Source organism: Stenotrophomonas sp. 116085_Sma (assembly GCF_056479585.1).
Genome location: NZ_CM151057.1, coordinates 525,920 through 552,691 on the forward strand (window position 1 = coordinate 525,920; position 26,772 = coordinate 552,691).

At 59.3% G+C, this 26,772-nt stretch carries 19 protein-coding genes; 6 read left to right on the plus strand and 13 right to left on the minus strand.

Annotated features, from left to right (window positions below; genetic code table 11):
• Positions 1 to 423 precede the first annotated feature (423 nt).
• Positions 424 to 3,111 carry a pyruvate dehydrogenase (acetyl-transferring), homodimeric type gene (aceE, locus tag ACZK0Z_RS02380; protein WP_159359708.1) on the plus strand — a complete coding sequence of 896 codons (2,688 nt, stop codon included), beginning with the start codon at positions 424 to 426 and terminating at the stop codon, positions 3,109 to 3,111.
• A gap of 1,023 nt (positions 3,112 to 4,134) precedes the next feature.
• Here the strand turns inward: aceE and ACZK0Z_RS02385 are convergent.
• The 8 genes from ACZK0Z_RS02385 to dcm all read right to left on the minus strand — a co-directional run bounded on the left by ACZK0Z_RS02385 (position 4,135) and on the right by dcm (position 16,201).
• Positions 4,135 to 5,766, minus strand: a complete 1,632-nt coding sequence (locus ACZK0Z_RS02385) for an AAA family ATPase (RefSeq protein ID WP_197633194.1) — start codon at positions 5,764 to 5,766, stop codon at positions 4,135 to 4,137.
• A gap of 211 nt (positions 5,767 to 5,977) precedes the next feature.
• Positions 5,978 to 8,080 (minus strand): AIPR family protein, encoded by a 2,103-nt coding sequence (locus ACZK0Z_RS02390; protein ID WP_197633193.1) that lies wholly within the window; start codon positions 8,078 to 8,080, stop codon positions 5,978 to 5,980.
• Positions 8,073 to 9,047, minus strand: coding sequence for a PD-(D/E)XK motif protein (locus ACZK0Z_RS02395; protein ID WP_197633192.1), 975 nt, complete (start codon positions 9,045 to 9,047; stop codon positions 8,073 to 8,075). The genes ACZK0Z_RS02390 and ACZK0Z_RS02395 overlap by 8 nt, the downstream gene beginning before the upstream one ends.
• Complete coding sequence (locus ACZK0Z_RS02400) at positions 9,040 to 11,742, minus strand: Z1 domain-containing protein (protein WP_197633191.1); 2,703 nt, start codon at positions 11,740 to 11,742, stop codon at positions 9,040 to 9,042. Before ACZK0Z_RS02400 ends, ACZK0Z_RS02395 begins: the two co-directional genes overlap by 8 nt.
• On the minus strand, positions 11,735 to 13,192 hold the full coding sequence (locus ACZK0Z_RS02405; RefSeq protein WP_106550519.1) for an ATP-binding protein: 1,458 nt from the start codon (positions 13,190 to 13,192) through the stop codon (positions 11,735 to 11,737). The genes ACZK0Z_RS02400 and ACZK0Z_RS02405 overlap by 8 nt, the downstream gene beginning before the upstream one ends.
• A 57-nt stretch (positions 13,193 to 13,249) precedes the next feature.
• Positions 13,250 to 14,494 (minus strand): type II restriction endonuclease, encoded by a 1,245-nt coding sequence (locus ACZK0Z_RS02410; protein WP_197633190.1) that lies wholly within the window; start codon positions 14,492 to 14,494, stop codon positions 13,250 to 13,252.
• A gap of 22 nt (positions 14,495 to 14,516) precedes the next feature.
• Positions 14,517 to 14,948: a DNA mismatch endonuclease Vsr gene (locus ACZK0Z_RS02415; protein WP_197633189.1), complete on the minus strand. Its 432-nt coding sequence runs from the start codon at positions 14,946 to 14,948 to the stop codon at positions 14,517 to 14,519.
• Between the two features lie 2 nt (positions 14,949 to 14,950).
• Positions 14,951 to 16,201 (minus strand): DNA (cytosine-5-)-methyltransferase, encoded by a 1,251-nt coding sequence (gene dcm / locus ACZK0Z_RS02420; protein ID WP_197633188.1) that lies wholly within the window; start codon positions 16,199 to 16,201, stop codon positions 14,951 to 14,953.
• A gap of 404 nt (positions 16,202 to 16,605) precedes the next feature.
• Between dcm and ACZK0Z_RS02425 the strand changes: the two genes are divergently transcribed.
• Entirely contained in the window at positions 16,606 to 17,109 is a 504-nt protein-coding gene (locus ACZK0Z_RS02425; protein WP_197633187.1) for a hypothetical protein, read from the plus strand.
• A 154-nt stretch (positions 17,110 to 17,263) separates the two neighbouring features.
• Here the strand turns inward: ACZK0Z_RS02425 and ACZK0Z_RS02430 are convergent, their stop codons facing one another.
• The 4 genes from ACZK0Z_RS02430 to ACZK0Z_RS02445 form a co-directional block, all read right to left on the minus strand.
• Positions 17,264 to 17,617 carry a hypothetical protein gene (locus ACZK0Z_RS02430; protein WP_197633186.1) on the minus strand — a complete coding sequence of 118 codons (354 nt, stop codon included), beginning with the start codon at positions 17,615 to 17,617 and terminating at the stop codon, positions 17,264 to 17,266.
• A gap of 100 nt (positions 17,618 to 17,717) precedes the next feature.
• On the minus strand, positions 17,718 to 18,086 hold the full coding sequence (locus tag ACZK0Z_RS02435) for a hypothetical protein (protein WP_336339881.1): 369 nt from the start codon (positions 18,084 to 18,086) through the stop codon (positions 17,718 to 17,720).
• A gap of 457 nt (positions 18,087 to 18,543) precedes the next feature.
• Positions 18,544 to 18,969 (minus strand): TonB family protein, encoded by a 426-nt coding sequence (locus ACZK0Z_RS02440; protein ID WP_197633184.1) that lies wholly within the window; start codon positions 18,967 to 18,969, stop codon positions 18,544 to 18,546.
• 91 nt (positions 18,970 to 19,060) lie between these two features.
• A complete protein-coding gene (locus ACZK0Z_RS02445) occupies positions 19,061 to 19,243 on the minus strand; it encodes a hypothetical protein (RefSeq protein ID WP_197633195.1) in 183 nt (60 codons plus the stop codon).
• Between the two features lie 167 nt (positions 19,244 to 19,410).
• Here ACZK0Z_RS02445 and ACZK0Z_RS02450 point away from each other — a divergent pair, with 167 nt between their 5' ends.
• Together ACZK0Z_RS02450 and ACZK0Z_RS02455 are read left to right on the plus strand one after the other, a co-directional pair.
• Positions 19,411 to 20,049, plus strand: a complete 639-nt coding sequence (locus ACZK0Z_RS02450) for a DUF1629 domain-containing protein (protein ID WP_197633183.1) — start codon at positions 19,411 to 19,413, stop codon at positions 20,047 to 20,049.
• A gap of 37 nt (positions 20,050 to 20,086) precedes the next feature.
• Positions 20,087 to 23,431, plus strand: a complete 3,345-nt coding sequence (locus tag ACZK0Z_RS02455; protein WP_336339882.1) for an XVIPCD domain-containing protein — start codon at positions 20,087 to 20,089, stop codon at positions 23,429 to 23,431.
• 87 nt (positions 23,432 to 23,518) lie between these two features.
• Here the strand turns inward: ACZK0Z_RS02455 and ACZK0Z_RS02460 are convergent, their stop codons facing one another.
• Positions 23,519 to 24,016, minus strand: coding sequence for a hypothetical protein (locus tag ACZK0Z_RS02460; RefSeq protein WP_111111252.1), 498 nt, complete (start codon positions 24,014 to 24,016; stop codon positions 23,519 to 23,521).
• Between the two features lie 427 nt (positions 24,017 to 24,443).
• On the opposite strand from ACZK0Z_RS02460, the gene ACZK0Z_RS02465 reads away from it, so the two are divergent.
• Together ACZK0Z_RS02465 and ACZK0Z_RS02470 are read left to right on the plus strand one after the other, a co-directional pair.
• Complete coding sequence (locus ACZK0Z_RS02465) at positions 24,444 to 25,370, plus strand: XVIPCD domain-containing protein (RefSeq protein ID WP_197633182.1); 927 nt, start codon at positions 24,444 to 24,446, stop codon at positions 25,368 to 25,370.
• A 165-nt stretch (positions 25,371 to 25,535) separates the two neighbouring features.
• Positions 25,536 to 26,681, plus strand: a complete 1,146-nt coding sequence (locus tag ACZK0Z_RS02470; RefSeq protein WP_197633181.1) for a YncE family protein — start codon at positions 25,536 to 25,538, stop codon at positions 26,679 to 26,681.
• Positions 26,682 to 26,772: the final 91 nt, after the last annotated feature.

A 26,772-nucleotide genomic window follows, 5' to 3' on the forward strand; every position in this document is an offset into this window, starting at 1 on the left:
CGCCCCTTGCGAGGCGCCCCGGCGATGCTGTGGAAGGGAGCAGGGCCATCGGGCCCATCACTCGCGACCCACCCTGGGCCCGCGGCCGGCATCGATCCAGAGGCAGATGCGACACGTTGTCGCCGGTTCAGAACCGCCGCCCGGCGCCCACCTACGGCGGTGCCGGAGTTGCCCTACAACCGTCATCGGCAGCGGTAACACTGCGTCCTGCACATGGGCGCAGCAGCCCGCAAGCGACAGCCCGCGCAGCTGCCAAGGCCCGCCGCAGGGCCATCAGTGGGCCCGGCAAGCCCCTTGCGGACACTGGCCGGTTGCATCCATACGCCTGCGTAGCCAAGTGACGAAAGCCCTTGGTGCGCTACACTTTGCGGTCTAGAAATCTATACAACAGTCGCGCGCGTGCGTGCGGTTATGGGAGCGCTAATGAACTGGTTGAACGAGGTGCTGAACAACGACCCGAATCCTGTGGAAACCCAGGAGTGGATCGAGTCGTTGAAGGCCGTTATTGATGTCGAGGGCTCCGAGCGCGCGCATCAGCTGCTGGAAGGCATGGTGGAACTGACCCGTCGTTCGGGCGCCTACCTGCCGTTCTCTCCCACCACCGAGTACGTCAACACCATCGAGCCGCAGCTCGAGGCCAAGAGCCCGGGCAATGCCGAGCTGGAATGGCGCATCCGTTCGATCATCCGCTGGAACGCGATGGCCACCGTGGTGCGCGCCAACCGCAAGCCGGGTGACCTGGGCGGCCACATCGCCTCGTTCGCCTCCGGTGCGACCCTGTACGACGTGGGCTTCAACCACTTCTGGCGCGCCCCGAGCGAAAACCACCCGGGCGACCTGCTGTTCATCCAGGGCCACAGCGCCCCGGGCATCTACGCACGTTCCTTCCTGGAAGGCCGTATCAGCGAAGAGCAGCTGGACAAGTTCCGCATGGAAGTGGACGGCGGTGGCCTGTCCTCGTACCCGCACCCGTGGCTGATGCCGGACTACTGGCAGACCCCGACCGTGTCGATGGGCCTGGGCCCGCTGGCCGCCATCTACCAGGCGCAGTTCATGCGCTACCTGGAAAACCGTGGCCTGATCGAGAAGTCCGACCGCAAGGTGTGGTGCTTCATCGGCGACGGCGAGAGCGACGAGCCGGAAACCCTGGGTGCCATCGCCCTGGCCGGCCGTGAAGGCCTGGACAACCTGATCTTCGTGGTGAACTGCAACCTGCAGCGCCTGGACGGCCCGGTGCGCGGCAACGGCAAGATCATCCAGGAACTGGAAGGCGTGTTCCGTGGCGGCGGCTGGAACGTGATCAAGCTGCTGTGGGGCGGTTACTGGGATGCCCTGCTGGCCAAGGACACCAATGGCGTCCTGAAGAAGCTGATGATGGAAACCGTCGACGGCGAATACCAGAACTGCAAGGCCTTCGGTGGCGCGTATACCCGCGAGCATTTCTTCGGCAAGTACCCGGAGACCGCCGCGATGGTCGCCGGCCTTTCCGACGACGACATCTGGCGCCTGAACCGTGGTGGCCACGACCCGCACAAGGTGTACGCCGCCTACCACCAGGCCGTGAACACCAAGGGCATGCCGACCGTCATCCTGGCCAAGACCGTGAAGGGTTACGGCATGGGTAGCGCCGGTGAAGCGCTGAACCCGACCCACCAGACCAAGAAGCTGGACGACGAAGCGGTGCGCCACTTCCGCGACCGCTTCAACATTCCGGTGACCGACGCGCAGCTGGCCGACGGCCAGGTGCCGTTCTACCACCCGGGCCCGGATTCGCCGGAAGTGCAGTACCTGCAGGAACGCCGTGCCGCGCTGGGCGGTTACCTGCCGCAGCGCCGCCGCAAGGCCGACAAGACCTTCGTGGCGCCGAAGCTGGAAGCCTACGACCGCCTGCTGAAGAGCAGCGGCGAGCGCAGCTACTCCACCACCATGGCGTTCGTGCAGAGCCTGAACATCACCCTGCGCGACAAGGAACTGGGCCCGCACATCGTGCCGATCGTGGCCGACGAAGCCCGTACCTTCGGTATGGAGGGCCTGTTCCGCCAGATCGGCATCTACGCGCCGTTCGGCCAGAAGTACAAGCCGGTCGATGCCGACCAGTTGATGTTCTACCGCGAAGACCAGAGCGGCCAGGTGCTGCAGCAGGGCATCAGCGAGCCGGGTGCGATCAGCTCGTGGATGGCCGCCGGTACCAGCTACTCGGTCAGCAACGTGCCGATGCTGCCGTTCTACATCTACTACTCGATGTTCGGCTTCCAGCGCGTGGGCGACATCGCCTGGCAGGCCGCCGACATGCGTACCCGCGGCTTCCTGCTGGGTGGCACCGCCGGCCGCACCACGCTGAACGGTGAAGGCCTGCAGCACGAGGATGGCTTCAGCCATCTGGTGGCCGGTGGAATCCCGAACGTGCGCAGCTACGACCCGACCTTCGGCTTCGAAGTGACGGTGATCCTGCAGCACGGCACCAAGCGCATGATGGAAGACCAGGTGGACGAGTATTACTACGTCACCCTGATGAACGAGAACTACACCCACCCGGAGATGCCGGAAGGCGCGGCCGAAGGCATCGTCAAGGGCATGTACCTGCTGACCGATGCCGGCAAGCCGAAGAAGGGCGAGCTGCGCGTGCAGCTGCTGGGTTCGGGCACCATCCTGCGCGAAGCGATTGCTGCGGCCGAGCTGCTGGACAAGGACTTCGGCGTGACCGCCGACATCTGGAGCTGCCCGAGCTTCAACGAACTGCGTCGCGATGGCTTCGACGTGGAACGTGCCAACCGCCTGCATCCGGAAGGTGAGCAGCGCAAGGCCTACGTGACCGAGCTGCTGGAAGGCCGCCAGGGCCCGGCGATTGCCGCTACCGACTACGTGCGTGCGTATGCGGACCAGATCCGTGCGTTCGTGCCGATGTCGTACACCGTGCTGGGTACGGATGGTTTCGGCCGTTCGGATACGCGTGCGAACCTGCGCCGGTTCTTTGAGGTGGATCGTTACTACATCGCGCATGCCGCGATTGCGGCGCTGGCGAAGGAAGGGAAGATGACCGCGAAGGATGTGGCCCGGGCGATCAAGCAGTACAAGATTGATCCGGAGAAGGCTAATCCTGTTGGGGTTTGATTAGAAAATAGGCGCAACGACTAGGGCGACCCAAGGGTCGCCCTAGTCGTTTGGAACGAACTTTAAGTTGCTGAGGGAGCTGGCAAGTGCTTAAGGCGATGGCTTTTGATGCGACCGATGCTATCGCACTAATTGCAGGGCAATAGCAAGAGTCGGTGGGTCACTAAAGCAGAGGCCCGTCTTCCATTCGCCCAGGCTTGCTCAAATGCTCATATATCCACTGCAGCGTATGGGCCTGAAGCAATCCAGTTATGAAGATGGATGCCCAGTTGTTATAGCTTTCGTACGAATCATCCAAAATACTCAACTCGGTCTTCAGGATTTCCGTCAGCTGATTACGGTTGCGTGGCGTCCGGCGAAGTTCTCGTACGACCAAGCTAGGCTTGCGCAAGAGCTTGGCCCAGTCACGGCGCAAGGCACGCTTTATCTGTGTCTTAAGAAGAACATTCTCAATGTGAAACTGTACTGAGCTGTACTGCGGGTGCGTAACCTCAAGGAGGTTGACGATTTTCAGAGAGGGCGCTCTCCCGTGATCCTCGAAGTCGCAACCAACTAGCCTCTGTGATAGCACGGAGTCAAAGTAGGGGTGGAGAATTCGAGCCCCATCTCCGCCTTTATACTGAATGCCTCTCTTAGAATTGCACTGGCAAGCTGGTACAAGATTTCTAGAATAGAGACTGAATTCAGGGAAAATTTCCTTAGGTAGAACATGATCAAGCGTGCCGCAAGACGCTGAGCCACACATTGTACAAGTGTGAGCTCCCGTTTCTTCTCTAAACGAAGTAATGAATTTGTGGGATTTTGGTGGGTGTGAGTAGTGGGCGATCAGCCTCTTGCCAAGCTCGTGGCTTAGTGCGACCGGGGTTAAGCTGTTTGCGCAGCCACCCTTTATCATGTAGTTGTTGTAAGCAGCAGCAATGCTGGCATGCCAAGCCCTGAGTTCCGGATAACTTCCGGCCTTCGGACTCCTCGCCAACGCGCGCAGCATCATTCCATCTGGTCGGGCTGTGTGGCGGAAGTTTCTCACTCGCTAACTTCCTTGGATTCCATTTCATCGCGAATTGCTCCAAGCAATTCCATTGAGAGTTCGTCCTTGTACTTGGTATAAACCGTATCCCAGTCGGCCTCGTGAGACACAATCTGCCTCATGAGTTGATGGGCGAGGCGAGATTCGTCTTCCTCTCCGAAAACGAAGCGGGAGATGGCTCCAATGTCGGCACCGAAGGTTCTGAGTCGGGGTTTGACGATCTCTGTAAAATTTCCAGTTCGGTTTATAACCGTAACCTGTTCTCTAAAGACTTCTCTAACAAAATACGCAGAATGGGTGGCAATTACAGCTGAGGAGCCGGTTGCTCGGAGTGTCTTCTCGAGCAAGGAGCAGAAGGAGCTGATCAGGTTCGGGTGCAGATGAGTCTCGGGCTCATCGAGAAGAACCAAAGATCCATTCTCAATGCAGTCGCAAAGCTGAGCCGCGAATGTAACAAAAGAAGCCTCGCCACTACTTAGCGGGAGGGCTGCTCCATCAACCACTCTGACGGGAGCCTTACTGCGATCAATTCTCGCAATTGTTCTTAGACTCGCGATGGATGTGCTGCCGCGTAGATCCCTCAAGAGTATGGGAAGACCTGAAGTAACTGAAAGCCCAAGCTGCTCATAGCCAGTAATCGCTGTAAGTGAGCTCCGGAAGAGCTCAAGCCGAGTGGCTCCGGCAATGGTTGCTTGCGACCTTGCCAGCCTCACGATAACCTCGCTGGCGCGACGATCCTGCGGCTGACGGCTTGTCCTGCCAATCGGAAATTTCCGATACCAAGTGGCATACTTTTCCGACTCTGCTGGGAAGGACGCGGTTCCTTCGCCAGATGGAGAAAATGCAATAAGCCGGCTAACTCTTGGACGGCCGCCGTTGCTGTCGACCAAGCCGGGTGCTGCCTGGAGCAAGCTTTTGGCGATTGCACGAAGACTTTGGGACTTGCCAACACCATTTTTACCAATTATTACCGAGATACGCCTCGGTAGAAAGTCGCTATGGTCGAAGCGAAGTCGAATGGAATGCTCGTTCTCAGAGCTGGAAATCTTAAAATTAAGATCCCAGCATGTCGCAGGCCTGGCTGTCACCTCTTGATCCAGCCCGCGTAAAACATAGCCTGCATTATACAAGGCGAAATGAACCTCGGAGTCTCTCATGAACGATAGACTAAATGCTTCGTCTTGCATCGCAACTCGGATCCACGTCGAGCTTGGCTTGAAGTGATACCACGTCGCAAGATCACGTGCAGCCATTAATATGGACTTACTCTGCTTCGGGCCGATGGAACCAACGAGAATTCTGTAATGCTCCATTGCAGGAAGCATTAGGAAGAAATCGAATTCGTTTGCGGGAATGGCCCGGGAAGACTTTGAGGTGATCTCCTTAAGGCGAAGTCTTCCATTGGCGGACTTCGCGTCCTTCCCATAGAACCCAATTAGCGCGGGGGCGTGGACGAACTCTTTTCCAGACCAGACGTTTGCAACAGCCCTCAGCTGGGTTCCGTAGTCATTCCAGTCGTCTTCTGAGGGGGAAATATAGATGCAGAGCTCGCCGTCTCTGCCTCTGGATGGCCTTCTGCTGCAAAAATATACAGAAGTATGCTGATCCCGTATCGAATCAGTAGTCATTATCCTCGCCCTTTACTGGGTGGCAAAGATCTGTTCTGTTTTAGTAAATGAGCAGCCTGATTGGTCCGATGCTGTTTCATCTTCCGAGCGTTCCATGGTGTCCCTGGGGCGTAATTGGATTTGAGCGGCGAAGGGATGTGAAAAATGTATGGTAGTCAGTTTATCGCCGCGTCGTGTGAGATAAATTTGGACGCGCCAAAGATGCAATTTTCTATGGTTGTCTAAAGCCCTCGTGCTCGCATCTAAGCACTATGCTGCGAAGTCTTTTGAGATCTCTCTCACCTACGATTGATGCAGCGGAATGGGCGGAAACTGCTCTGCTTATTAAAATCAGGTCTTGTGCAGAGATGTGACGCCTGAGCAATGGCCAACTGTAGAGCGCCCTCCAGTATCCATTGGAAGCTCGTAGAACTACATCCTGCTGGAGCGTTATGCTGTCATCCACGTTCCCTTCGGCACGTGCCTGCCTCTTCCTATCGCGGTCATCCAAAGTGTCAATAGACCATTCAAGAACGGCTTCTCCCAGGGCAAATTTGGTCGAGGATAGTTTCGTCCAGCAGGCCTCCTTCTTCGCCCACTCGCCGACATTCGAAGAGCCCTCGGGGAGGTCCTTGATGGCAGACTGAGCCATCACCGCTGCACGAGTGAAGGCCTTCATGAGAGTTGGATCAGCCTCCTGTCTCTCCCACACATGAACAAGATTCGGTTCACGACCGGCACTTCTAATGCAATGGAAGATCATTGACCAAGCGTATGCCACGATCTGAGGTCTGTAGTCGCCTTCATACCACGTGCCTCGCCCACTTGAGACAGCGGCCTCCCCGGCCTTCCACAGAAGAGCCATAGCTGCCACGCGCTGGTAGTATCCGTCGCCGTAGTTTGGACTGATCTCATCCCAATACTGGGCATCGGTCTTGTCGCGCTTCGAGGAAAATTTGCCAGCAAACTTGATGAAGTTCTTCTGGGCACCCAGTGCGACCCAATGGGGCTTCTCATCTAGAACGCTATCGAACTTTGCCAGGTCAGTCTTGTTGACTACCTGCGAGGCAGGGTACTCCAGATCAAACTTTGTCTTGCCGGCACCGGTCAAGTACATGCGTTCGTTCTGATACTGGCCTCGTGCGCGCTCATAGAACCATTTGCTTTGAACGCGTGTGTCTGCTCGCGCTGGAACCATCATTCGGCGAGATATTTCCTCCATCCGCCTGTGTACCGGGTGATTTGCAAAGAAATCTGCGACTGCGATCTTATTCTGAGTATTCGCGTACTCGGCAATCTTGGGTACAAGTTCATTGGTTTCATTCGAGCCGATAATCGTCAGCTTCATGGGGACTGAAACCTGTGCAAGACTCAGTCGATCCTGTCGCCTCGCTCTAAGTATGCTGGCAGTAGTCTGGCCTCCATTCACGATCTGCAGATCGCTGATGGAGGTTACGCGTGTGCCAAGCGGCCCGACCTCCACCGTTGCCGAGGCCGCGGTGGCGGCGATCCCGTTGTTATAGGCGAAGAAGAGCTCGGGCGCGTCTTGAATAGTTCCCCTTATGCCCTTGTTGACGCCGCCCTTCATGCCAAGAAATGATCTGACGTTACCTTCGAGCAGTCTGCTACCGAAATACTCGAAGAGGTTCGCCAACACATCACCGTCGACTACACACAGGTAAGAGCTGAGGGATTCAGTCTTGGAGGCTTGTATGCAGGGAATGCCGTCGGTACCAAAGTCGGCAAGCTCTATCTGCACCATCTCGCGTTCACGCGATGAGAGATAGACCGCCTTGAGGCGGCTCAGGTCCCAGATATGCAATTCCGTCGGAACGCCAGACACGATGGATCTGGATTCACGCCGGTAGCCCTTGCTCAGAAGCTGGTTGGAGAGCACATGTAGGCGAATACAGGAGATGGAGTCACAATAGGAGCGCAACGTAGTCGCAAGTTCGTACGCCGGGCTGGACTCTGTAATTTCCTGATCCAGCCCATCGTTGAGCGACGCAGACACAAAGTTCTCAAGCCAGCCGCGCATCTGGTCAATCTCTGCGGTGGACAGGGAGCCTGCTTCCGGGTCGTCGTTCCACTTTCCTACGACCACCGAAATGGACCTGTCGGACTCATCGAGAGCGGAAAAGCCATGGATCTTGCTCTGACGCGACTTGGAGAGCTGTCGAGTATCGTCGGCAAGAATCATCTCGCCGAATGCGGGATCCTCCTGCAGCCTATCGGCAACTTCGGTCACGAATGCAAGTGTGTCGACAAGATGATCGGAAGCTGCGCGCCTTACCACCAGCTGTCGCAGCTCGATACCAAACTGTGAGTCATCCATGTGCTGAGCTCCGAGCCGTTCGAATTGAGTGGAGCGAGATGGAGTAACTCGCGGTGACGATGCCCGTAGGAACATCCGACTCGGTTATCCGGGGAAAGTCGCCTTCTACCTGAAACGTCTCCTCGCCAAGCGACTCATACGCGATTGAGTCGTACAGCGCGTGATGGACGTATCCCACCGACAGAAGACGATCTCGGAATGTGCCTAGGGCGGTGGTACTATCGGCCAGATAGCTTTCAGCCTTCAGTACCAGCGCGTTCAACGTCCATGCCTGGGGCTCAGTCGGAGCTGCCTGTCGGAGTGTCCAGATGCTGAGAGTTAGAGGGCGATCAGACTGCAGTTGTTGAAGTGAGCTGATGGAGACGAGCTCTGCACTTGGGCTAACCGCCTTGATCTCGAATGACTCCGTCGAGAATATGTAATCCTGATCGCTGCCCGTAGGTCCCAGCCAGGAAAGCACGATTTCATCAGACTGAAGTCGGCCTGCCTTAAATTGCTTCATTAGGAATAGAAGCTCTGCCGTAAGGCCCTTGACTTCGTGCGGGTCAAGAAGGCCATCAGGACGAAGATTGAAGAGCTTCTGCCAAAGGCGAATTCGCGACACTGTCTCTGCTATGACCGCCTTATCGTCAGGGCAATCTGATATGGACTCGATCAGATCACAGCACAGTCTGGAGAAGACACTTCTCAACTCAGCATCCTTCAGCCGAAGCAAAATAAGCCACGATCCGACTTCTGGCCGTTGCTGGCGGAAGTAGTCGATGGAATTTGAGCGGATATCGACTGCAGGTGGGGGGGAGGTGGTCTCGACTGCAAACAGGAGGTTTCCAGACGAGTCCACTCCTCCGAACGTCCCGACTCGGGAGCTGTCATCCGTACGGAAGATGACGTGAGCATGCGACGATGGATCTGCGGCTGCCTGACGAGTGACTGCAGAGTGCCACGCCTCCTCCAAGCTACTATTCATCGGCGTCATCCTCGTCCTCACTCAGGCCAATGTTGTCCAGATAGACCTTGTTCACTCTGTAGGTGACTGCAGTTGACTCGGTATCGGTGTAGGAAGGGAACGAAAGGCTGACTGCAACCTTGACGTCACCGCCCACGTCATCAACAGGAGCGGTCTTCTTCTTCGGGTCATCGCTCCCTGATTTCGCTTCGATCAGGTGGATGATGATTAGAGGCGAAGACCGGTAGAGACGATAGGCTCCGCCAGGAATGGACTTGGTGGAAGTCTCCTGCTGCTGTTTCCACGCTTGCTCGGCTTCAGCAACTACCTCGGCTTCAAGACCCGCTCGTTCATCTCCGGCCTCGCCAAGGCGATGCTTGTTGATGCGTGCGCTTGTTGCGGTCTTTGAGCGCAAACGTTCAAAAGACCTCTTGCGGGTGGTGGGTCGGGCGTACGATCCATCCTTGAGGGCGATGGAGACGCCATCGACAGTGTCGCCGCTCCCTTGGACTACGCATACATCCCATTTATCGAGTGCCGGTACCCTGCCATCCTTGATGAACGAGATCAAAGGTTGCTCGCCTGTCTTTGCGTCGGGCAGGAATCCTTGATTGATTGGGGAAACTGTAAGTGCAGACAAGTACAGCGCAACATCTGCGGAACTCACGTTTCTCCACACGAATCTGTTGTTCTCGTCTGACGCAATCCCCAATCGGCTGACGAAATCTGCAGTAGCTTCCAGGTTCCTCTGATTGGCAGTGGGATCCCGCAGAAGAGCGGTCGTCTCGATCAGTGTGCTGCTGAACGAGACGCTCAGGTCAACATCGGATGAGTTCCGCATTTTGTTCTTCGCAGTGACGAGCAAGAGCTTTGGATGGGAACGCACTCGTATTCCGAAGCGACTCGGTGGGAGGCGATTGACATACATGTGGCGGAGGTCAGCTCTGAGTTCGGAGACGGCCTCGGCGATATCTGCAAACCAGTCCTGCGCTTCCTCATGCATCCACACGCGGCAGAGGTCATCATACCCAGTCCGATAGCCAAACCAGCGCGCCATCTGGAGAAGGGTGTCATAGGCTTTGGAGTGTCTATAGAAGTAGCTGACACATAGCCCCTCCAATGTCAGGCCACGCGAAAGCGTCAGTCCGCCGACCGCGATGACTCTGCGGCCCTTCTCAGTGTTCTTGTACTTCCGGTAATTTAGCTTGCTCTCCAGCTCGGTCTTCTGATTGATGGTCAGCACCTTGATAGAGGCAATGGAGTCATGGAGCTGCCGCCTCACGACATCCCAGGAGAACTCAACTGAGGGGTACTGATCATCGAAGGCCCGTCGAAGATCCGCAAGAACAGGGTGCTTATGCCAGAGCTCATCCGCCGAAAGATACTGGCGCACGTCAGCCAGAACAGAGTAGAGATGCCCTTCAAGTGATTCCGCTATCCGACCCTGTACGTCTGTATATCGAGAGACATTGACGAGCATGGATCGATGTTTGAGTGACTCTTCCCTGAGGTCACGAATCGCGCAGGATAGGAGGAAAGTCGAGACCGCGTCCTTGAGTGACTGCGGGAGCGAGTCAACTGCCAGCTCCTTGGTATGCCGCGCAGGAAAATGATCTTCAGCATCATCCATCGTCACCAGCTGATGCTGCTGGCTGCCTTCGTCAGTGAAGATCGCGCTTGCGCCTACGTAGTTGGTAGGGGCCTTGAGGCTGTAAATGAAGTTGCTTGGGAACAGATCGTTCCGCTCTGAATCCGGGTTGATGAAGATGTTCGCAAACGGAGTCGCGGTATAGCCCACGTACGAAGAGCGCCTGAAGAGACCGATCAATTCCCTGATCAGAAGATTTATCTTGGCCGGGTCTTCGTCTTTCTTTGCATTGACGGAAGCATTGTCAGCTTCATCGTCGATCAGCAGCAAAGGGAGATCAAGCTGGCCACTGGCTTGGGCTCCCCGCTGAGACTTCATGAACTCAATGAGGCGCTTGAGCGGAGTCATGTTCTTCTTCATCACCAGAAGAACCGGCTGCGAAAGGTTCTGGAGCGGTATGCCCTTGAGCGATCTTTGATTCGCGGTCAGGAAATCGGAACTCACAGACGTGAGAACATTTGGCACGATGTTGTCGCGGAAGCGGCCGGCACCGAGGACCTTGGTGCGAACACCATCCATGACATCATTGCTGTCCTCTCCGACAAAACCCTCGTCCATTCGTTCCTGCGACTGTGAGCGGAGCTCCTCGATTGTTCCCGTGAGAAGCACGATGATCTTGTAACCTGCGTCCGCGGCTTTGTTGATCAAGCCGCAGTAGTTTCCAGTCTTGCCTGACTGGACATCGCCCATGACCAAGCCATACACCTTCCACGGTTCAGAGTTTGAGGGGTTTCCGCACTCGGTCAGGACATTTTCCGTATCTTCGTCGATGGCACGAAGAATTGAAGGTGTCAGACCTTGGCTTTTAAGCTGCTTCTGATAGGCGTCCCAGTAGGCCCACTTGATCGAAGCCTTGGCATCAGCAACCCATCGCTCCTGATCGCCACTGGTCAATCCCTCGCCAGGACTCATGGTCAGGCCGATCTTTGCCTCAAGAACTTTGCGTGTTGGGTCAAGGTCTATTCCGGGAAAGACCATGGAGAGCTTGACCATGATGTCGTTGAGGAGATCGTCCGTGAGATCGCGGTCCCCGAGAATGCCCATAGCGGTTACAGAAAAGTCAGACATTTTCAACTCTCTCCTTGAGAAGGCCGTGCAGATTCGGGTGCCGTGCCAGCGGGTCTATCTGTAGAACTGCATCAATTCCGCGGCCTGTGATGTCCATCAACGTAGTGGCAATCCGGGTGAGCTCATCCAGTTCCGAGGCCGGAAGCCCCTTCCTTTGGTCGCTGCACATGTCTGCATAGATGGCTTCGTAGGGCAGAGATACTGATAGAGACTTCAATAGTGTTAGAAGGGCGTTGCCGGTTGCGTGAGAGCTTGGATCCAGAGCTGCGTCAACAAGAGGGTGCTGGACATTGATTTGATACGTGAAGTTGCCATGGGACGGCTCGACGCGTTCCCAGAGAGGCACTATTCCAAGTCCTTGCTTCTTCCGGCCGGCATACTGGATCGCTTTTCTGCTCTTGTCGGCAAAATGCGGAATGAGCTGCCTCAGTCTCTCCCGGATGACATCCGGTGGGTAGGCTGCCGACTTCTTGATATCAAGAGACCATAGTTCGTCAAACGAATTTGGTATATCTACCTGGACTCTAGTCAGCTTGTAGAACTCTTGCTTGGGGACGAGTCCGAACCACGTACCCCAGATGACCAAACGACGTCCGCGATACACATAGAATCCTTGGGTTCCTCGTAGCCCCTCTGATCCACCTGCCATCTCCAACTCGTCCAGCGACAGACTTCCCACAGGAGGAAGGATGAACGGGGCCACCGACACGACTCCTTTGGCATGAGAGATCGTTTGGCCTTCGAGCTCCTGTCGGTGTGAATTGCCACCAAGAAATGGGTCGCGTTGCGGAAGACGAAGTCCGTTGACGGAAATGGACACCGCAGGCTGGCCTCGCTCTCCCTTTGTGAAGCGGTGGAAGACCAACGCGAGGTGCTCATAGAGCGGTGCCATTCGCGTTGTCATCTCTTTTCTTGCGTCGGCAGCACCCGAGGTGAGGCGGTCAAGCTCCTGCCACACGACGAGGGTGCCGGACGCTTGTTCCTGGAGATTTAGGTACAAGGGAAGAGTCAGAAGGTCATTTTCATCAGGGACGACCACCCTCCAGGCAGACAGGTCTCTCACTACGTCGAGATCCCACGCCCTCGCACTTGTCTGCCCGTCCTTCTTGCTGACGACAGTGAGTTTTCTCGCCTGCGACAAGGAGGCGGTCTTCAGGCCAAGTCCAAACCTTCCGAGGTCGGCTGACCTCCGACTATCCGTTGGATTGGTGCTGCCATGGCGCATCGCATCAGTCAGCTCCGACGCTTCCATCCCGTAGCCGTCATCAAGAATGGCGACGTATGGACTGCTGGATGCATCGTAGTGGATGCCGATGTTGAGTGCGCCTGCGGAGAGGCTGTTGTCAATGATGTCCGCGATCGCAGCTTCTACGGTGTACCCCACCGCTCGCATTGATTCCATCAGTGAAACCGGATCCGGGATCACTAGAAGTGTCTGAGGCTGTTTCATCTCATCATCCGTTGAAATGTCTGGACGCCTGTTCTGATCGGGGCAGTATTGTTGCTGTCAGCCTTGGGTCTGGCGCGCTCGTGCTAGTGCTATGAACTCGCGCACGGATATCAGCTCAACACGTTGTTCTGGCTTGAACGAGGTCTGCAAGGGCGTAGGAATGACCAAAGTCAGCGACTTCACGCGCATCTCATCCGTCTGGTGCTTGGAGATGGGGGCCTCCAATGTCAGCAGATGCTTCTCTGGAATCCGGTCAGCTTCGGCGAGAACCTGTCGCCATCTATCCTTGCAGGTTGATTTGACTCCAAGCATCAGAAGGCGGCTCGGATCAAATGCTGCGTCCTGGTAGCTGCTCTGGCTTGGGAAAAGGAAGTCCGGTTTTGAACGGTTCTCTGTTCTACCAGTCCTTGAGTAATGAATACTGTTCTGAAGGAATATCTGTTCGAGGTGATTCTCAAGGGTCAGCCCAACGCGGCTTTTACGTCGGTTCTGAACCGAAAGCGAGTAGGACACGAATGCATCCACGTCAGCCTCGCCGCGGGGAGTGACGAATCCGGCAGTGATCCGCTGCGAAACAATGTGCCGCTCCAAGGCCCTGAACAACTGCTCCTCTTTCTCCATCCACGTCAGGAGCGTGCTGTCTGGATCATGTCGGACATCGATCCCCGCGCACTTTGACCTGCTGAAAGCAGAGAATTGAAGTGTGGTAGGAAAGGCTCCCTTGAACACCGCCAGCATCTCGTCGAGATGGCTGTCATCCAGCCACCCGATATTAATGCCAAGGCTCTCAAGAATGAATCGGGACGCATAGCCTAACTGTTGACTATCAAAGTCACCCTCAGACTTGATGTCGTAATTGGATCCGTCTGCGTGGATGGCGAAAAGCCACTGAACCTGTTCGGCAATGCTTGATCCTGCCTTCGCAACGATCACAAGTAGCGACTTGTCTTGGCAGAGCGCGATGACGAGGAGGTCGCCTGCCGCGTAGCTCGCTGATACCGCTGTACTCGGGAAGTAGAGGCGGTACTCATCGCGCATTACGCCGCGCTCCTCTCTCGCCTTCTGTCGTGCGTCATACCAGGTGAGTACGGCATCTTCCACAACGGGCTCGTTCTGGCCGTCGGTGAGGTACATCATCTTCGCAGGGTAGGGCACCCGTTCGCTAGGCTCCCCGAGCATAGCGCGTAAAGCTTTGACGCCATTGAACTCGTGCTGATTGGAGCGGAGAACATTCGCCTCCACCTCAGTCAGCCTCTTTGCCGCTACGCCTTGAAAGTACTCCGACAAACGTCCCTGTTTCATGTCGCCCCCTGTTGGCGTCAATTCAAACATTTTCGCTGAGAATATCACCTGCGAGTTTGTCGAGCACTCGCTGCTGCGTTGCTTCAGACTGACCCCGTAGCGAGCACTCCCAGACTGTCAGAACGCGCCAACCCCTTGCTTCAAGCTCGGCGGTAACGCGCTGGTCTCGCGTTCTGTTCTTGCCAATCTTATCTGCCCAGAACTCCGGGCGCGTCTTCGGCAGCCGATAGAGCGGGCAATCATGCCCATGCCAGAAACATCCATGTACGAACACCACGGTCCGATACTTCGGCAGCACGATGTCCGGCCTGCCAGGCAGCTTCGCGCCACCAAGCCGATACCTCAGTCCCCGCGCATGAAGGCCCTTGCGGACAAGGACCTCCAGCTTGGTGTTCGAACCACGGATCCGCGACATCTGCGCGGACCGCTGCTCCGGGGTGAGGCTGTCGACCAAGGTCAGGCCTTGGCCTTCTTCTTAGCCGGCTTTGCCGGCTCCGAATCAGCCTTCCGGAGCAGGTGAGGAACCATGATGCGGGCGACTTCAGCGATCACCGGCACAACCACTGAGTTTCCGAACTGCTTGTAGGCACGGGTATCTGAAACTGGAATGCGGAAGTTGTCATCAAAGCCCATCAGACGGGCGCACTCGCGTGGCGTCAGTCGGCGCGGGTTCTTCTTCGGGCCTTGGGAAATGAGGATCTCCGAACCATCCTTGTAGTAGCGCGCGGAGAGCGTACGGCAGGTGCTTTCAGGGGTCACCAGGCCGAAGCCGAAACCGTTGCCCTTGTCCCGGTGCTTGGTCGCATAGTTCTGCAGGTACTCCCAGAGCTTGTCCGAGAGCGTGTACTTGTCCAGTACCTTGCCCTTTGCACCACCGATGTAGGGCTGATCCTCCCCCTCACTGCCATCCTGCTTGTGCAGAACGGAGGCCATGCGGGGCGAAATACCAAAGTCAGGCAGCTCGAGGTCGTCGAAAGTGAATGCGGTCTCTTCGCGGAAGCCTACGATGATGATTCGCTCGCGATGCTGAGGGCCGAAGTGCTTGCCGTTGATGACCTTGGCTTGCACGTGGTAGCCCAGCTCGTTCTTCAGCACGTCCATGATGGTCGAGAAAGTTCGACCCTTGTCGTGGCTCATCAGATTCTTCACGTTCTCCAATAGAAAAGCGCGAGGACGCTTGGCATCGATGATGCGTGCCACGTCAAAGAACAACGTGCCTTGGGTCTTGTCCGAGAAGCCATGCGGACGGCCGAGGGAGTTCTTCTTGGACACACCCGCGATCGAGAACGGCTGGCAGGGGAAGCCCGCCAGCAACACGTCGTGATCTGGCACGTCGTTCTCATGAACCTTGGTGATGTCCGACTCGAAGACGTGATCAGGACCGTCGTGGAAGTTCGCTTTGTAGGTCTTCACCGCGTAGGGGTCCCATTCGCTGGTGAATACGCAACGGCCACCAAGCTTCTCAAAGGCAGTGCGGATCCCGCCGATGCCGGCGAAAAGGTCGATGAAGCGGAACTTGCCATCGCCAGACGGCGGCTCGCCAAAGGGAAGCAGACGCTGTCGGATCGCGTCGGCGACGTAGGGCTTGGGTTCGGTTTCCCGCAATTGCCAGCGGCGGACCGTCTTCGGATCAACTCCCAATGCCTGGGCGACCTCCTTGGGGCTGAAGCGCTGGAGGGAGAGGTCGATCAGTTCGTACGCGTTCATGGGTGCTCCGGGAATTCTGGGGACAGTATGTCCAATTTCTTCCCGTGGGGAAAGCGATCCGTCCAGCGGGCTGGCTCTTGGCTACTCAGTGCCCCGTCCTGCTGGATCCGGTCACCAAGCCGCCGCGCGGGTGCGAGCGATCTCCGGCTCGTCGAGATCGGGCGAACGATAGCTGTTGCCGATCTCAAACGGTGCGACACCGCTGCGTGAGGATTGGTCCTGGAGCAGCCATCAGTGGCACACCGACCGGCCGGGAGGTCGGTCCTGTGGGCAGTAGAGGACGTGAGTGCTGGAGTTGTCACCGTACAACACAGTGCTAAAGGTCCCGCTGTTGCGGTCGTAACCACCAATACGGCAACTTGGATGTTGCCTGTCAATTCACTTTGAACTGAAGAAGGATGGACATGGCTGTTTTTTCATCGTTGGGCGAATTGGTCAAGCGCTTCAAGGCACTGGGTGCGAGGACAATCGTGTTCAAGCCGCTTGAGGAGAACGACAACAGGAAGCAGCAGATCTACGTCGGAGACTCTCTCGAAGCTGTCTATCATCTTCCTACGCAATGGAGATGCGAGAAGGGTACCGATGGAGACATTCAGAAATCGGATCTCAACCTGCGTTGGGTGGATGCAACGAAAGAGGAGCGGGCTCCCGAGGCGAAGCTGATCTTCTATCCGCAATATCCCGAAGTGAGGCTTTCCGGGATCCTGTCAGGCTGTCGCCTGGCGCCGCGGGAACACCTGCAGCCTGTGGCAAAGCTGGACCGGAAAGGGTACGACGAAAGGGTGCTGTTCCTGGGTATCAGCAGCGACGGCAGGGTAGTCGCTCACCTCGCTCCTGCCGGAAGTGCACTCTCGGCCGAAGCGCGCGGCATAGAGGACCAAGACTCACTGTTTACGCAGGTCATCTGACATCACAGCCTCCGCGCCTCACCTGCGAATCTGTCGAGGTGAGCCGGTCCCGTGAATGTAGAGATCTACCAGGGTGGTATCAGCCTGGTGGCACGCGCTGCTGCGTCACCCTGGATGCCAGTGGCGGTCTCGCCTCTGCACCAATTGATACGCACTACGGTTCCGGCACAACCCGCTTGCCCCAATGCGAGAGCACCGGCACTACGCAGGAAGCATCAATCTCCCTATCCGCATACAGCACGATCACAAGCTGCTCCAAAGAGTTGTCCACCAGCATCACGGGTGCACTGTGACAGCTGACCTCGAAGTACCTATCCCCCGCGTACCGCGCGTGCTGTACCCGGCCCTCGCGCACAAGTCGAACCGCTTCCTCGCGCATGACAGAAAATTCAGCGTCGGACACCTTTCGAAACGTCCGCAGTTCCAAGTCGGCCTTGGGTACATGCCGGCTGGCGATCGCCGCAGACAGCGCCGCCAGCAGCACAGCGCCATAGATCAGAAGCTTCATTCGACGCTCTGCAGATAGGGGATGGACTAGAAGGCGAACGGTCAGCCGATGGCACCCGGATGGCCAGCAGCCGCGCGACATACAGCCAGGTCCAACTGGGCTACTCCCGCACGTGCAACCGCTCAGCCACCTGCGCAGTCAGCGCGACACAAGCCATCTTCAACCCTTCCATCACCCGATCCCCCAGGTACTCCTCCGGCGCACCGTTCTGCCGGGCCCGCTCCGCAGCCAGCATCAGCTCCGCCACAACACGCAGACCCGCCAGCGCGCAATCCGCGTCCGCCAGCTGGAGACACCGCCCGGGCAGTTGATGCCGTTCCGGCCAAGGCTGGCCATCCGCAGCCGCACCGGTGCCGATGCGGTGCAGCGTGGCGACGAAAGAGTTTGGATCGGGGGAGGGCTCGCGCTCGGTCTTGGCGTTGTCCGGATCGTACTGCGCGTGCAGGGAACGGAAGTCCGATGTGTTCATGGCAATGCTCCGTACAGGACAGATAGCAGCGCCACCAAATAAAGGCGGCGGACGATGCGTGGTTCGAAAGCCGGACAGTAACCAAGCCGGTGGGTCCGAAGACCCCCACGCACCGCCCGCCATGGAACGCGAACGGATTGCCAGCCGGCGCCACACAAAAGGTGACGCCGGCTGACAAGCGCAAAACACAAGGTTACTGAACGGGCTTTCGAACCCCGCGCCACCCTTTTCCGGTGGCACGCCAAGAGATACCCGTGCAGTAACCAAATGCCAAGAAAACTGCAGAACCGACGATTGCCAGTCCTGACGCTTTCGGCATTGTCGCACACGGTGTTAAGCCAGCAAACGATTGCGCTGCAACGGTCTTGGAGGGCTTGGCGTTATTGGCCCCAAGCGCAGGAATGCCCGGAGCCAGGGCAATGGGCTAGGGCCAATCGCGACAGATTGGACCAGCGGTTCAGCCGGGCGGCGCCTCGGCCGAAGGCACGAAGCTCAAACGCACCCGAACCCGCGCATGCCGCGCGACGCCATCAACCACAACCGGTTCAAAGCGCCACTGGTCCACTGCGGTAAAGGCCGCACGATCAATCTCCCGCAGTCCGCTGGACCGCACCACCATCACGTTGGAAACCTGGCCCAGCTCATCCAGTTGAGCAACCAATAACACCGCCATGGGCATCTGCAGCAAGGTGTCGGGCGGCGTGGCAGGGGCAGTCGAGTACACAACGGCAGGCGCCTGCTGCAGCTCGAAGGTGGGGTTGTCACCGCGCTCTACGAACACTTCAGTGGAAACCTGTGGGTTTGCCGCCATGGCCATGGCAGGTGTAGCACCCAGCAGCATCAGAACGAAGTTCAGTGCCAGGGCGGTGTTGAAGCGGGGCATACGTGGTTTCCATTTCGGTGCGCTGCCAGCATAGCGGCCATCCCCTGGCATCGCTTGCCTTGAATGCCGGCGCGCCGGACGGCTGCACGGTTCACACAGGCACACCCGGCCGTGGCCACAGCGCATCGTCGCGTTCCAGGTCGTAGTCGCTGCCGAACGCCAGCGCCGCCTCGCGCGGTGGCAGGTCTGCGTAGCAGCCCAGCAGGTACTCATCCATGCCGGCATCGCTATGGTCGATGGCGACCAAGCGAAGGGCCCCTATTGGACGGGTGATCTACCTGTAATGGATTTCGTTGTAATCCGATTACCGGCTGCTGCTGACCGGGTTACAAGGGAGCATGCCCATTCAGTACGCATCTTTGGAGTGTGAGTGTTTGATCCGTGACCGGTGACCGGTAAGCTGTGCCCAGTGCAGGACTCAGAATGAGATGGAGATAGCGCATGGATTCGACCTCAGCTAATCACCCCCGGAAGGGGGAGTTCTTTCTCCTTGAGGCCGGTGCAATCAGCGGCCCTGCATGCGGGGTCGTCTTCGAGAATCTGGATCGTCTGCTGTCTCCTCCCCGCATGATCCTGCTACCAGAGGAGGGGGGCATTCCACCACTCCGCGAAGTTCCGCGATTGGCTTTCAATCCCAGCATGGGCGCACCGCCGCGGGATCTGGAGCCGGGATTCAGCGGATACTGGCTCGTCTCGAAACGACTACATGACGTGATGATTTCCGTTGATCCTCACGCCTTTGCCTTTGCGGAGATTGACTATCGGCTGGAAGATGGCAGCCAAGGCGACCGCCGCTACTTGTGCACTGTGATCCGGGTAGTTGATGCGTTGGACGAAGGTGCTTCCAAGCTCTTTATTGATACCTCCGAAGATTTCATCAACGGGAAGTTCTACGACCTGGGTGGTGGTGCAAGTGTGACGTTTGATCGTGGCGCGCTCGGCCAGGCGCACGTCTTCAAGACACCTTATACAGCCTCTGTCTTTTGCGACCACGTGTTCAAAGACGCAGTGGAAAGCGCTGGCGTGGCTACTGACAATGATGCCGATGGCATGTGGTTTATTGACGCTGCAGATATCTAGCCGCTTTGCAGCTGCTGAGCAGGAAGGAGCCTGATCGATGCCTCGCAACGGACCTCACTTTCAAGACCATCACGCCATCGAGCAGCGCACACTGGCGCGTAGCCCGCTGCTCAGGATGCTCGCCGACACCGGTCATTTTGATATCCACGCTCCGGAGAATCGGATCTTTCTCCCAGCTGATCCGGCGTTCGCTCAAACGCTGGGAATCACTCCGCACAGCGGTGGCCCTATCGCCGACTATCAGATCGGCCTTCTGCAACGTTTGCGTCGCCTGGAGCAGACGCCCGACGGAGTGGCTGCGTTCAACGGAGACGCTGCCGCACAGACGCGGATTTCCGGGCGGGTAGAGGCACTGCGGGACACGGTACGGGTTGGCTTGATCAATGGTGATCTCTACACCAACGCTCCCTATGGTCTGAAGCCTGACGATATTCGGCCACAAGTTCAGAGCTTCTTCTTCAACGAAGGGCGTTATGGCCAGTTAAACGCCCCCCAGCTTCAACAGCTTAGGAGCTTCACGCCGATCGATAGCGGCTGGGCGGGTGTTACTCATTCGGAGCATCGTGTAGTGGCCACGCTCCGGCACGTTCAGTCATCTCCCAATCCCCTAACACGTGGAGGTGGAGCGGAGTTGCAGCGTCAAGGCCTTTCGGAGGCAATCTCCAGCGCCTACCACGGTGGCAGGCTGAGCATATCCTCAGAGGGAGTCCTGATAGTTGAGAATGCTCTGGGTAAGGAAGCGGCAGACCCATTGCGCGTTCCGCAAGGTCAGCGAGGATTTGCAACTACCAGCATCCTGCTCGGCGAAGCCTCCACCAGCCAACTGATCCGATCCGGCGGCCTGCTCGCCTCGGGCGCCGACGCCGTCATTACCGCGCGCCGCACCTCGCAGCTGCTGGAAGAGGGCAACGGCACCGCCGCCCAGTCCGAGCTCACCCATGCCCTGGCGCGCAACGGCGGTGGCTGGATCGGTGGCATGGCCACGGCATCGGTGATCGGCACCTCCAGCTTCGTCCCAGCCGCCATCGTCGCGGGCGATGCGCTGCTGATGAGCAAGGCGTTCGACAGGGGCGCCGATCTACTCGACAACCGCGCCGTCTACCGGCAGACCGACAAGGCCGATGTCAGATGGCAGTTCGATGGCCGCAACTGGCAGCGCCAGGCGGTCATGGACAGCGCGGGCGACGGCCTGGGCAATCCGGCGGAGCGCAGTGTGGGTGCCAGTTACGAGAAGGCCCGCGAGCTGGGTGCGTACGCCCACGTAAAAGCGGTAGAGCTGGCGCTGGGCAAGGCGCCGCCGCCGCAGGATCCTTTCAGCATCCCGGCGAAGGATGGCGAGAGCCGTCTGGACAACCCCAACTGGCACCGCGATGCGCAGACCGAACAGTGGACGCGGCAGGTCAAGATTGGCGTGTCCGGTGCCAACGACCGGGGTGTGTATGAGACGCAGACCGCCAGCCCCGAACGCGCCAACGAGTTGAATCGTGAGGCGGTGCAGCGCATCGAGAACAACATCGCCAACGGCAAAGCCGCCATTGCCGCCAGCTACCTGGAGACCTACGCCGCTACCCGCGCCAGCGACTTCGTGCCGCTGGTGCCTGAAGCGGTGGAGCAGGCGCGTGCCAGGCCCGACGCCATCCAGGGCTCGGACAACCAGCTTTACCAGCGCGATGACGCAGGACAATGGCACCACGCTGGCCAGATCGCGCAGGGCAACATGGCGCTGGAGTTGGAGCTGACCCGCACCATCCAGCAGCCGTCGCTCGATCAGTTCAACCAGACTATTGCCGCATTGGAATCGCGGCCGCTGCCGTCTGCGGCGGAGGTGAACCAGAACGAGCTGCGCCACAGCTACTACGCTGCGGGCGTCGCGCTGACCCCAGCGTGGGAGCAAGCCATTGCGCTGGCCACGACGCGCACGCGCGAGCAGCACGGCATTACGGGTCCCACGCTGCAGGAACTGGGGCCTGTAGCCGAGGGCAACGCGGGCGCCTCTCGGCCCATCACCCATTACCAGGTAGGCCAGGATGGCGTGGCACGCGCCGTCGCAACGACCAGTACGCAGGAGCTGCAGGCCGCATGGAATGAGGTGCGCGCGCGTGCCAATGAGCAGGCGCCGGTGCCGGAATCACCCGAGCTGCGCATTGCCGCGCTGTCGGCGGGTGAGCAGGAGGCGTACCGGCAGGCACTGCAGGAGGCCAATCGGCTGGGTGCTGCGCAGGTGGATGCAGGGCAGGCTGCACGAGCAGCCGCGCAGGTGGCACATGGCGACAAGCCATCCGAGCAGGATGGGAACGTGGAAGTGCGGCCTGAAGAGCCGGCGACTGCGCAACCCATCGCGCCTGCGACGGTTGTGGCGGCGCCGCCCGCGGTAGCGGTCACGCCACCGCCTACGCCTGCGGCACAGGACAAGCCCGCGCCTCAGCGGCACGCCGAGCAGCGCGATCCGCCGCGGCGTGAGGCGGAGCCCCAACCTCAGCCCCATCCAAACAGCGAGGCGCCCACCGAAAACCGTACCGCCTCACAGACGCCGGAGCCCGCTGGGCCGATGCAGGCGCACCCGGTCGAATCCGAGCGTGCGACGCCACACTCTGCCGCGCCTCTGGCAGCGGCAACGCAGACGGTGCCCACGCAGCGCACAGAGCAGGCAGCGGAACCGGAGAAGATGGCCCCGATGCCTGCGGTTGCGCCCACTCCAAAGCAGGACATGGCAGTGCAGGAGGTGGAACCGGTGCCGTTCAAGGAGCCGCTGCCTGCTGAGCCTGCGCGCGATCCATGGCCTTTGGAGCAGGAAGCGGCACAACACGTGCCAGAGCCCGAACCGGCTCCATCGGATGACCTCCGGCCCGTCACTGCGGCTGTCACTGTTCCTGCCGCGCCCACGATAGTGCCAAGCCCCGAGCCAGCCGCGCCCGCACCGGATGAGGCATCGGGCTCGAACCGGGCGCTGCAGGACCCCACGCAGCCCGGCCACCCCGATCACGCGCTGTATCAGCAGATCCGCGAGGGCGTGGAAGCGCTGGACGCCAAGCACGGCCGCAGCTTCGACGAAGTCAGCGAACGCATGACGGCCAGCCTTCTGGTACTGGCCAAGGATAACGACCTGGAACGGGTGGACCATGTGCTGGTGAGCAACGCCACGCGTGAACACCCGGCTGGGCACACGCTGTTCGTGGTGCAGGGCGAGCCAAGCAATCCGGCGCATCAGCGCGCTGCGATGCCGACCGAGATGGCGGCGCAGACATCGGTGGAGGAATCACTGCAGCAGTTCGATGCGGTCAGCCGTGAAGCGCATCAGCGTGCGCTTGCCAATCAGATGGACCAGCAGCTGGAAGATCAGCGGGTGCAGCACGAGATACAGATTCGTGCGGCGAATATGTGATGAGCAAGGCACGCGCTGCACTGGCGACCTGCAGGAAGGACTGAAGATGACGCCACATGGCAATCTTCCGATAGCGGGGGATCGTATTCATCTGTCTCCCCCTCCGAACTGGACCGCGTAGACGCAGGTTCTCGCTGTATCACCTTCATCGGAACGATAGGTCAACAGGCTGGTATCCATACCCTGGTTACCACCGGTGATGGGGCGCCGGTACTGCCTGATGCCCCCTCTCTGGAATGGCGCTTCTCCTCCGGTCCTGTATCCGAGGGCTTCGAGCGCTCGTCCGGCACTTTCGGCTTCCCAGTAGCACACGCCATTCGGAGCATCTGTCACTGGCTGCTTGCCCAGCTGATAGAAGATCACCTCTTGGTTGGGGAACTCACGTGCCGACTCAACCGACAGATAAGACACCCCATAGTTGTAGCCGTCCGTCGTTGCCAGGTCCTTTGCGATGTGCCTGATGCTGACCTTTTCGTCTGGCACGAGTGAGACACCGATCGCCGTGCCGAACTTGTCCGGACTGATGTCCGCCCTTGACCTGAGCGAATCAGCGTAGGCGAGAATCCGCTTCTGCAGGTCGGTCATGGAGATGCGGGCAGGGTGCGCATCTGCGGCAGCGGCACGTTCATTGAGGGCAGACGTATCCGGCGATCGCGCACATGCAGACGTCAGAGTAAGCATGGCCGATAGTCCGGAAATTGCGCCAGCGCGAGCTAGATGCGACATCACATGACGCGGAAGCAGTAGAGGCCGCCAAGCCGAGATCGCGGGAAGCGAGGCTAGCGCCCCTTGGATTGCGGTGCCCATCGGCAAGTCCCTTGCAGTGGAGAGGTCACTATACGGGGCAGACCCCGAGTGACTCTACCGGCGGGGTATTGATCGCCCACGTTTGCTGGCTGGTTCACACATTCAGCATGTCAGCCGTGGCCCCAGCTTTGTCCTCCACCTGCCCCCCATCCCACCTATGCCATCATCCAGCCAGGACCGCAGCACCCATCAAGGCTGAACAGGCATGGAGCAGGCAACACGCTACACCGCAACCCTTTATCTGGCCGCACCCGGCACCCCACTGAAAAGTGGAGGCATCTCGCCGCGCGGCCACATGTACCTGCAGGTCGCCGCAGACGACGAGGCCCACAGCTACGGCTTCGCACCACCGCGCCACGCGCCGGGCGAAGCCCCCACCGGCGTGCAGTACGCGCAGGTGCGCCACGACGATGCCGATGAGCATCTGGACCCGTACTACAGCCGCACCCTGGAAATCACCGAAGAGCATTACGGCTGCCTGCGCGACTTCGCCGAAGAACCGGCCGAGTTCGAATTCGATGTGGATCGCCCGGCCACCATCAACCGCTGCAGCGATTTCGTCTGGGCAGCGCTGCACTACGCCGGCCTGCATCCGCTGCCGGCGCCGCTGGATGGCGGCAGCAATCTGGGCGAGTTCGCGGTGCTGTTCAACCTGCCGGAAATCCAGTGCATTGCGGCGCCGTTCCCGGGCAGCGATCTGAATGCTGAAGCCCACCATGCGATGCCCGAGCGCGAGGCCGAGCATCATCGCCAGGGCGACCGCGCCAGCGATGAGCCGCCACCGACCCCGATTGAAGTGGCCGGCACGCTGCTGGATCCCTCGCATCCAGACCATCGCCTGTTCTCGCAGCTGATCCAGAAGGTGGCCGAGCTGGATGCCGCGCACGGCCGCCCGTTCGATGCGGCCAGCCAGCGCATCAGCGCCAGCCTGCTGGTGCTGGCCAAGCAGAACAATCTCTCGCGCGTGGACCACGTGCTGCTCAGCCAGCCGACGAAGAGCAGCCATGCGGCGGAGAGCATCTTCATCGTGCAGGGCGACCGCAACGACCCGGGGCACCGCCGCGCCAGCATCGCCACTGAAGTGGCGGCCAAGACAGATGTGGCCGATTCGCTGCGGTTGAAGGAGCAGTAATCCGCGCGCCTGCCATACGCGCGCCGGCGCACGCCACGCCCCCCACCTGCTACCATTCCCCCGCAACCCCAGCCAGCCCACCCGCGCAGACAGATGCAGGTCGGGCCGTCGCAGTACGGCCCAGCGAGCCAGGACACCTTCCCGTGCCCATTCAAGGACGCTCGCATGTTCCGTAATCCTCTCTTCCGCTCGGCCGCCCTGGCCGTTGCCGTTTCGCTCAGCCTCGGCGCGCCCTCCGCGTTTGCCGACAACGCACCCGCCGCCAGTGTCACCGCCGCCGTACAGCGCCAGGCCGTGGCCAAGGGCCTGTACGAGCTGGCCTACAGCCCGAAGCAGAACGCCGTGTTCGTGGCCTCGTCCGGTGGCTTCGGCGATGACGCCGGCCCGGCCCAGGTGCTGCGCCTGAACCCGTCCACGCTGGCTGTGGAAACCCGCATTCCGCTGGAGCGCAAAGCCTTCGGCGTGGTGCTGGATGACGCCCACAACCGCCTGTACGTGGGCAACACCGTGGACCTGTCGGTGACCGTGGTCGACACCGCGCAGAACAAGGCCGTGGGCACCATCCAGTTGATGGAGAAGAAAACCGGCAAGGACGGCAAGGCCGCCTACACCCACGACCTGCGCGAGCTGGTGGTCGACAGCGCCGCCAACCGCCTGTACGTGACCGGCCACAGCAGCCAGCCGGACGTGAGCAGCGTGCTGTTCGTGATCGATACCACCACGCTGAAGGTGATCAACACCATCGACGGCCTGGGCAATGCAAAGGCGCCGGGCCTGGCGCTGGATGCGGCCAACAAGCGCGTCTACACCAGCAACCTGCTGGCCGACCTGGTGGTGGTGGGCACCGATTCGAACAAGGTGGTGGCGCAGCACAAGATCGCCGCCGAGCAGCCGATGAACATCGCGCTGGACCCGGCCGGCAAGCGCCTGTTCGTGACCGACCAGGGCTCGGAGTTCCTGCGTGGCTACCAGGCCAAGAGCAGCGGCTTGGTCAGCAAGCATCCGGGCCAGCGCGTGCTGGTGCTCGACCGCAGCACCGGCAAGGAACTGGCCAGCATCCCGACCGACGCCGGCCCGCTGGGCATCCTGCTGGACGCACCGCGCAAGCGCCTGTACGTGACCAACCGCGAAGCGGGCACGGTGACCGCCTACAACAGTGACAGCTACCAGAAGGTGGCCACCTACACCGTGCCGACCCACCCGAACAGCCTGGCGCTGGATGCGAAGAACAACGTGTTGTTCGTGAGCATCAAGAACGGCGAGAAGGATGACAAGGGCGCCGACGAGAGCGTGGCGCGCATCCAGCTGTAAAGGCATCCGGTAGCGCAAACAGGAAGGGCAGGGCGGTGCGTCCTGCCCTTCTTTGTGTGCGCCTGAGCGACGCAATTCGATGAACTGGAGG

Coding starts and splice junctions, on each gene's coding strand:
- ACZK0Z_RS02425 (WP_197633187.1), top strand. CDS start 16,606: ATGGCTGTTTTTTCATCGTTGGGCGAATTGGTCAAGCGCTTCAAGGCA.
- ACZK0Z_RS02405 (WP_106550519.1), bottom strand. CDS start 13,192: ATGAAACAGCCTCAGACACTTCTAGTGATCCCGGATCCGGTTTCACTG.
- ACZK0Z_RS02410 (WP_197633190.1), bottom strand. CDS start 14,494: ATGAAACAGGGACGTTTGTCGGAGTACTTTCAAGGCGTAGCGGCAAAG.
- dcm (WP_197633188.1), bottom strand. CDS start 16,201: ATGAACGCGTACGAACTGATCGACCTCTCCCTCCAGCGCTTCAGCCCC.
- ACZK0Z_RS02465 (WP_197633182.1), top strand. CDS start 24,444: ATGGAGCAGGCAACACGCTACACCGCAACCCTTTATCTGGCCGCACCC.
- ACZK0Z_RS02390 (WP_197633193.1), bottom strand. CDS start 8,080: ATGGATGACTCACAGTTTGGTATCGAGCTGCGACAGCTGGTGGTAAGG.
- ACZK0Z_RS02460 (WP_111111252.1), bottom strand. CDS start 24,016: ATGACCGACCTGCAGAAGCGGATTCTCGCCTACGCTGATTCGCTCAGG.
- aceE (WP_159359708.1), top strand. CDS start 424: ATGAACTGGTTGAACGAGGTGCTGAACAACGACCCGAATCCTGTGGAA.
- ACZK0Z_RS02430 (WP_197633186.1), bottom strand. CDS start 17,617: ATGAAGCTTCTGATCTATGGCGCTGTGCTGCTGGCGGCGCTGTCTGCG.
- ACZK0Z_RS02450 (WP_197633183.1), top strand. CDS start 19,411: ATGGATTCGACCTCAGCTAATCACCCCCGGAAGGGGGAGTTCTTTCTC.
- ACZK0Z_RS02455 (WP_336339882.1), top strand. CDS start 20,087: ATGCCTCGCAACGGACCTCACTTTCAAGACCATCACGCCATCGAGCAG.
- ACZK0Z_RS02470 (WP_197633181.1), top strand. CDS start 25,536: ATGTTCCGTAATCCTCTCTTCCGCTCGGCCGCCCTGGCCGTTGCCGTT.
- ACZK0Z_RS02385 (WP_197633194.1), bottom strand. CDS start 5,766: ATGACTACTGATTCGATACGGGATCAGCATACTTCTGTATATTTTTGC.
- ACZK0Z_RS02435 (WP_336339881.1), bottom strand. CDS start 18,086: ATGAACACATCGGACTTCCGTTCCCTGCACGCGCAGTACGATCCGGAC.
- ACZK0Z_RS02440 (WP_197633184.1), bottom strand. CDS start 18,969: ATGCCCCGCTTCAACACCGCCCTGGCACTGAACTTCGTTCTGATGCTG.
- ACZK0Z_RS02400 (WP_197633191.1), bottom strand. CDS start 11,742: ATGTCTGACTTTTCTGTAACCGCTATGGGCATTCTCGGGGACCGCGAT.
- ACZK0Z_RS02395 (WP_197633192.1), bottom strand. CDS start 9,047: ATGAATAGTAGCTTGGAGGAGGCGTGGCACTCTGCAGTCACTCGTCAG.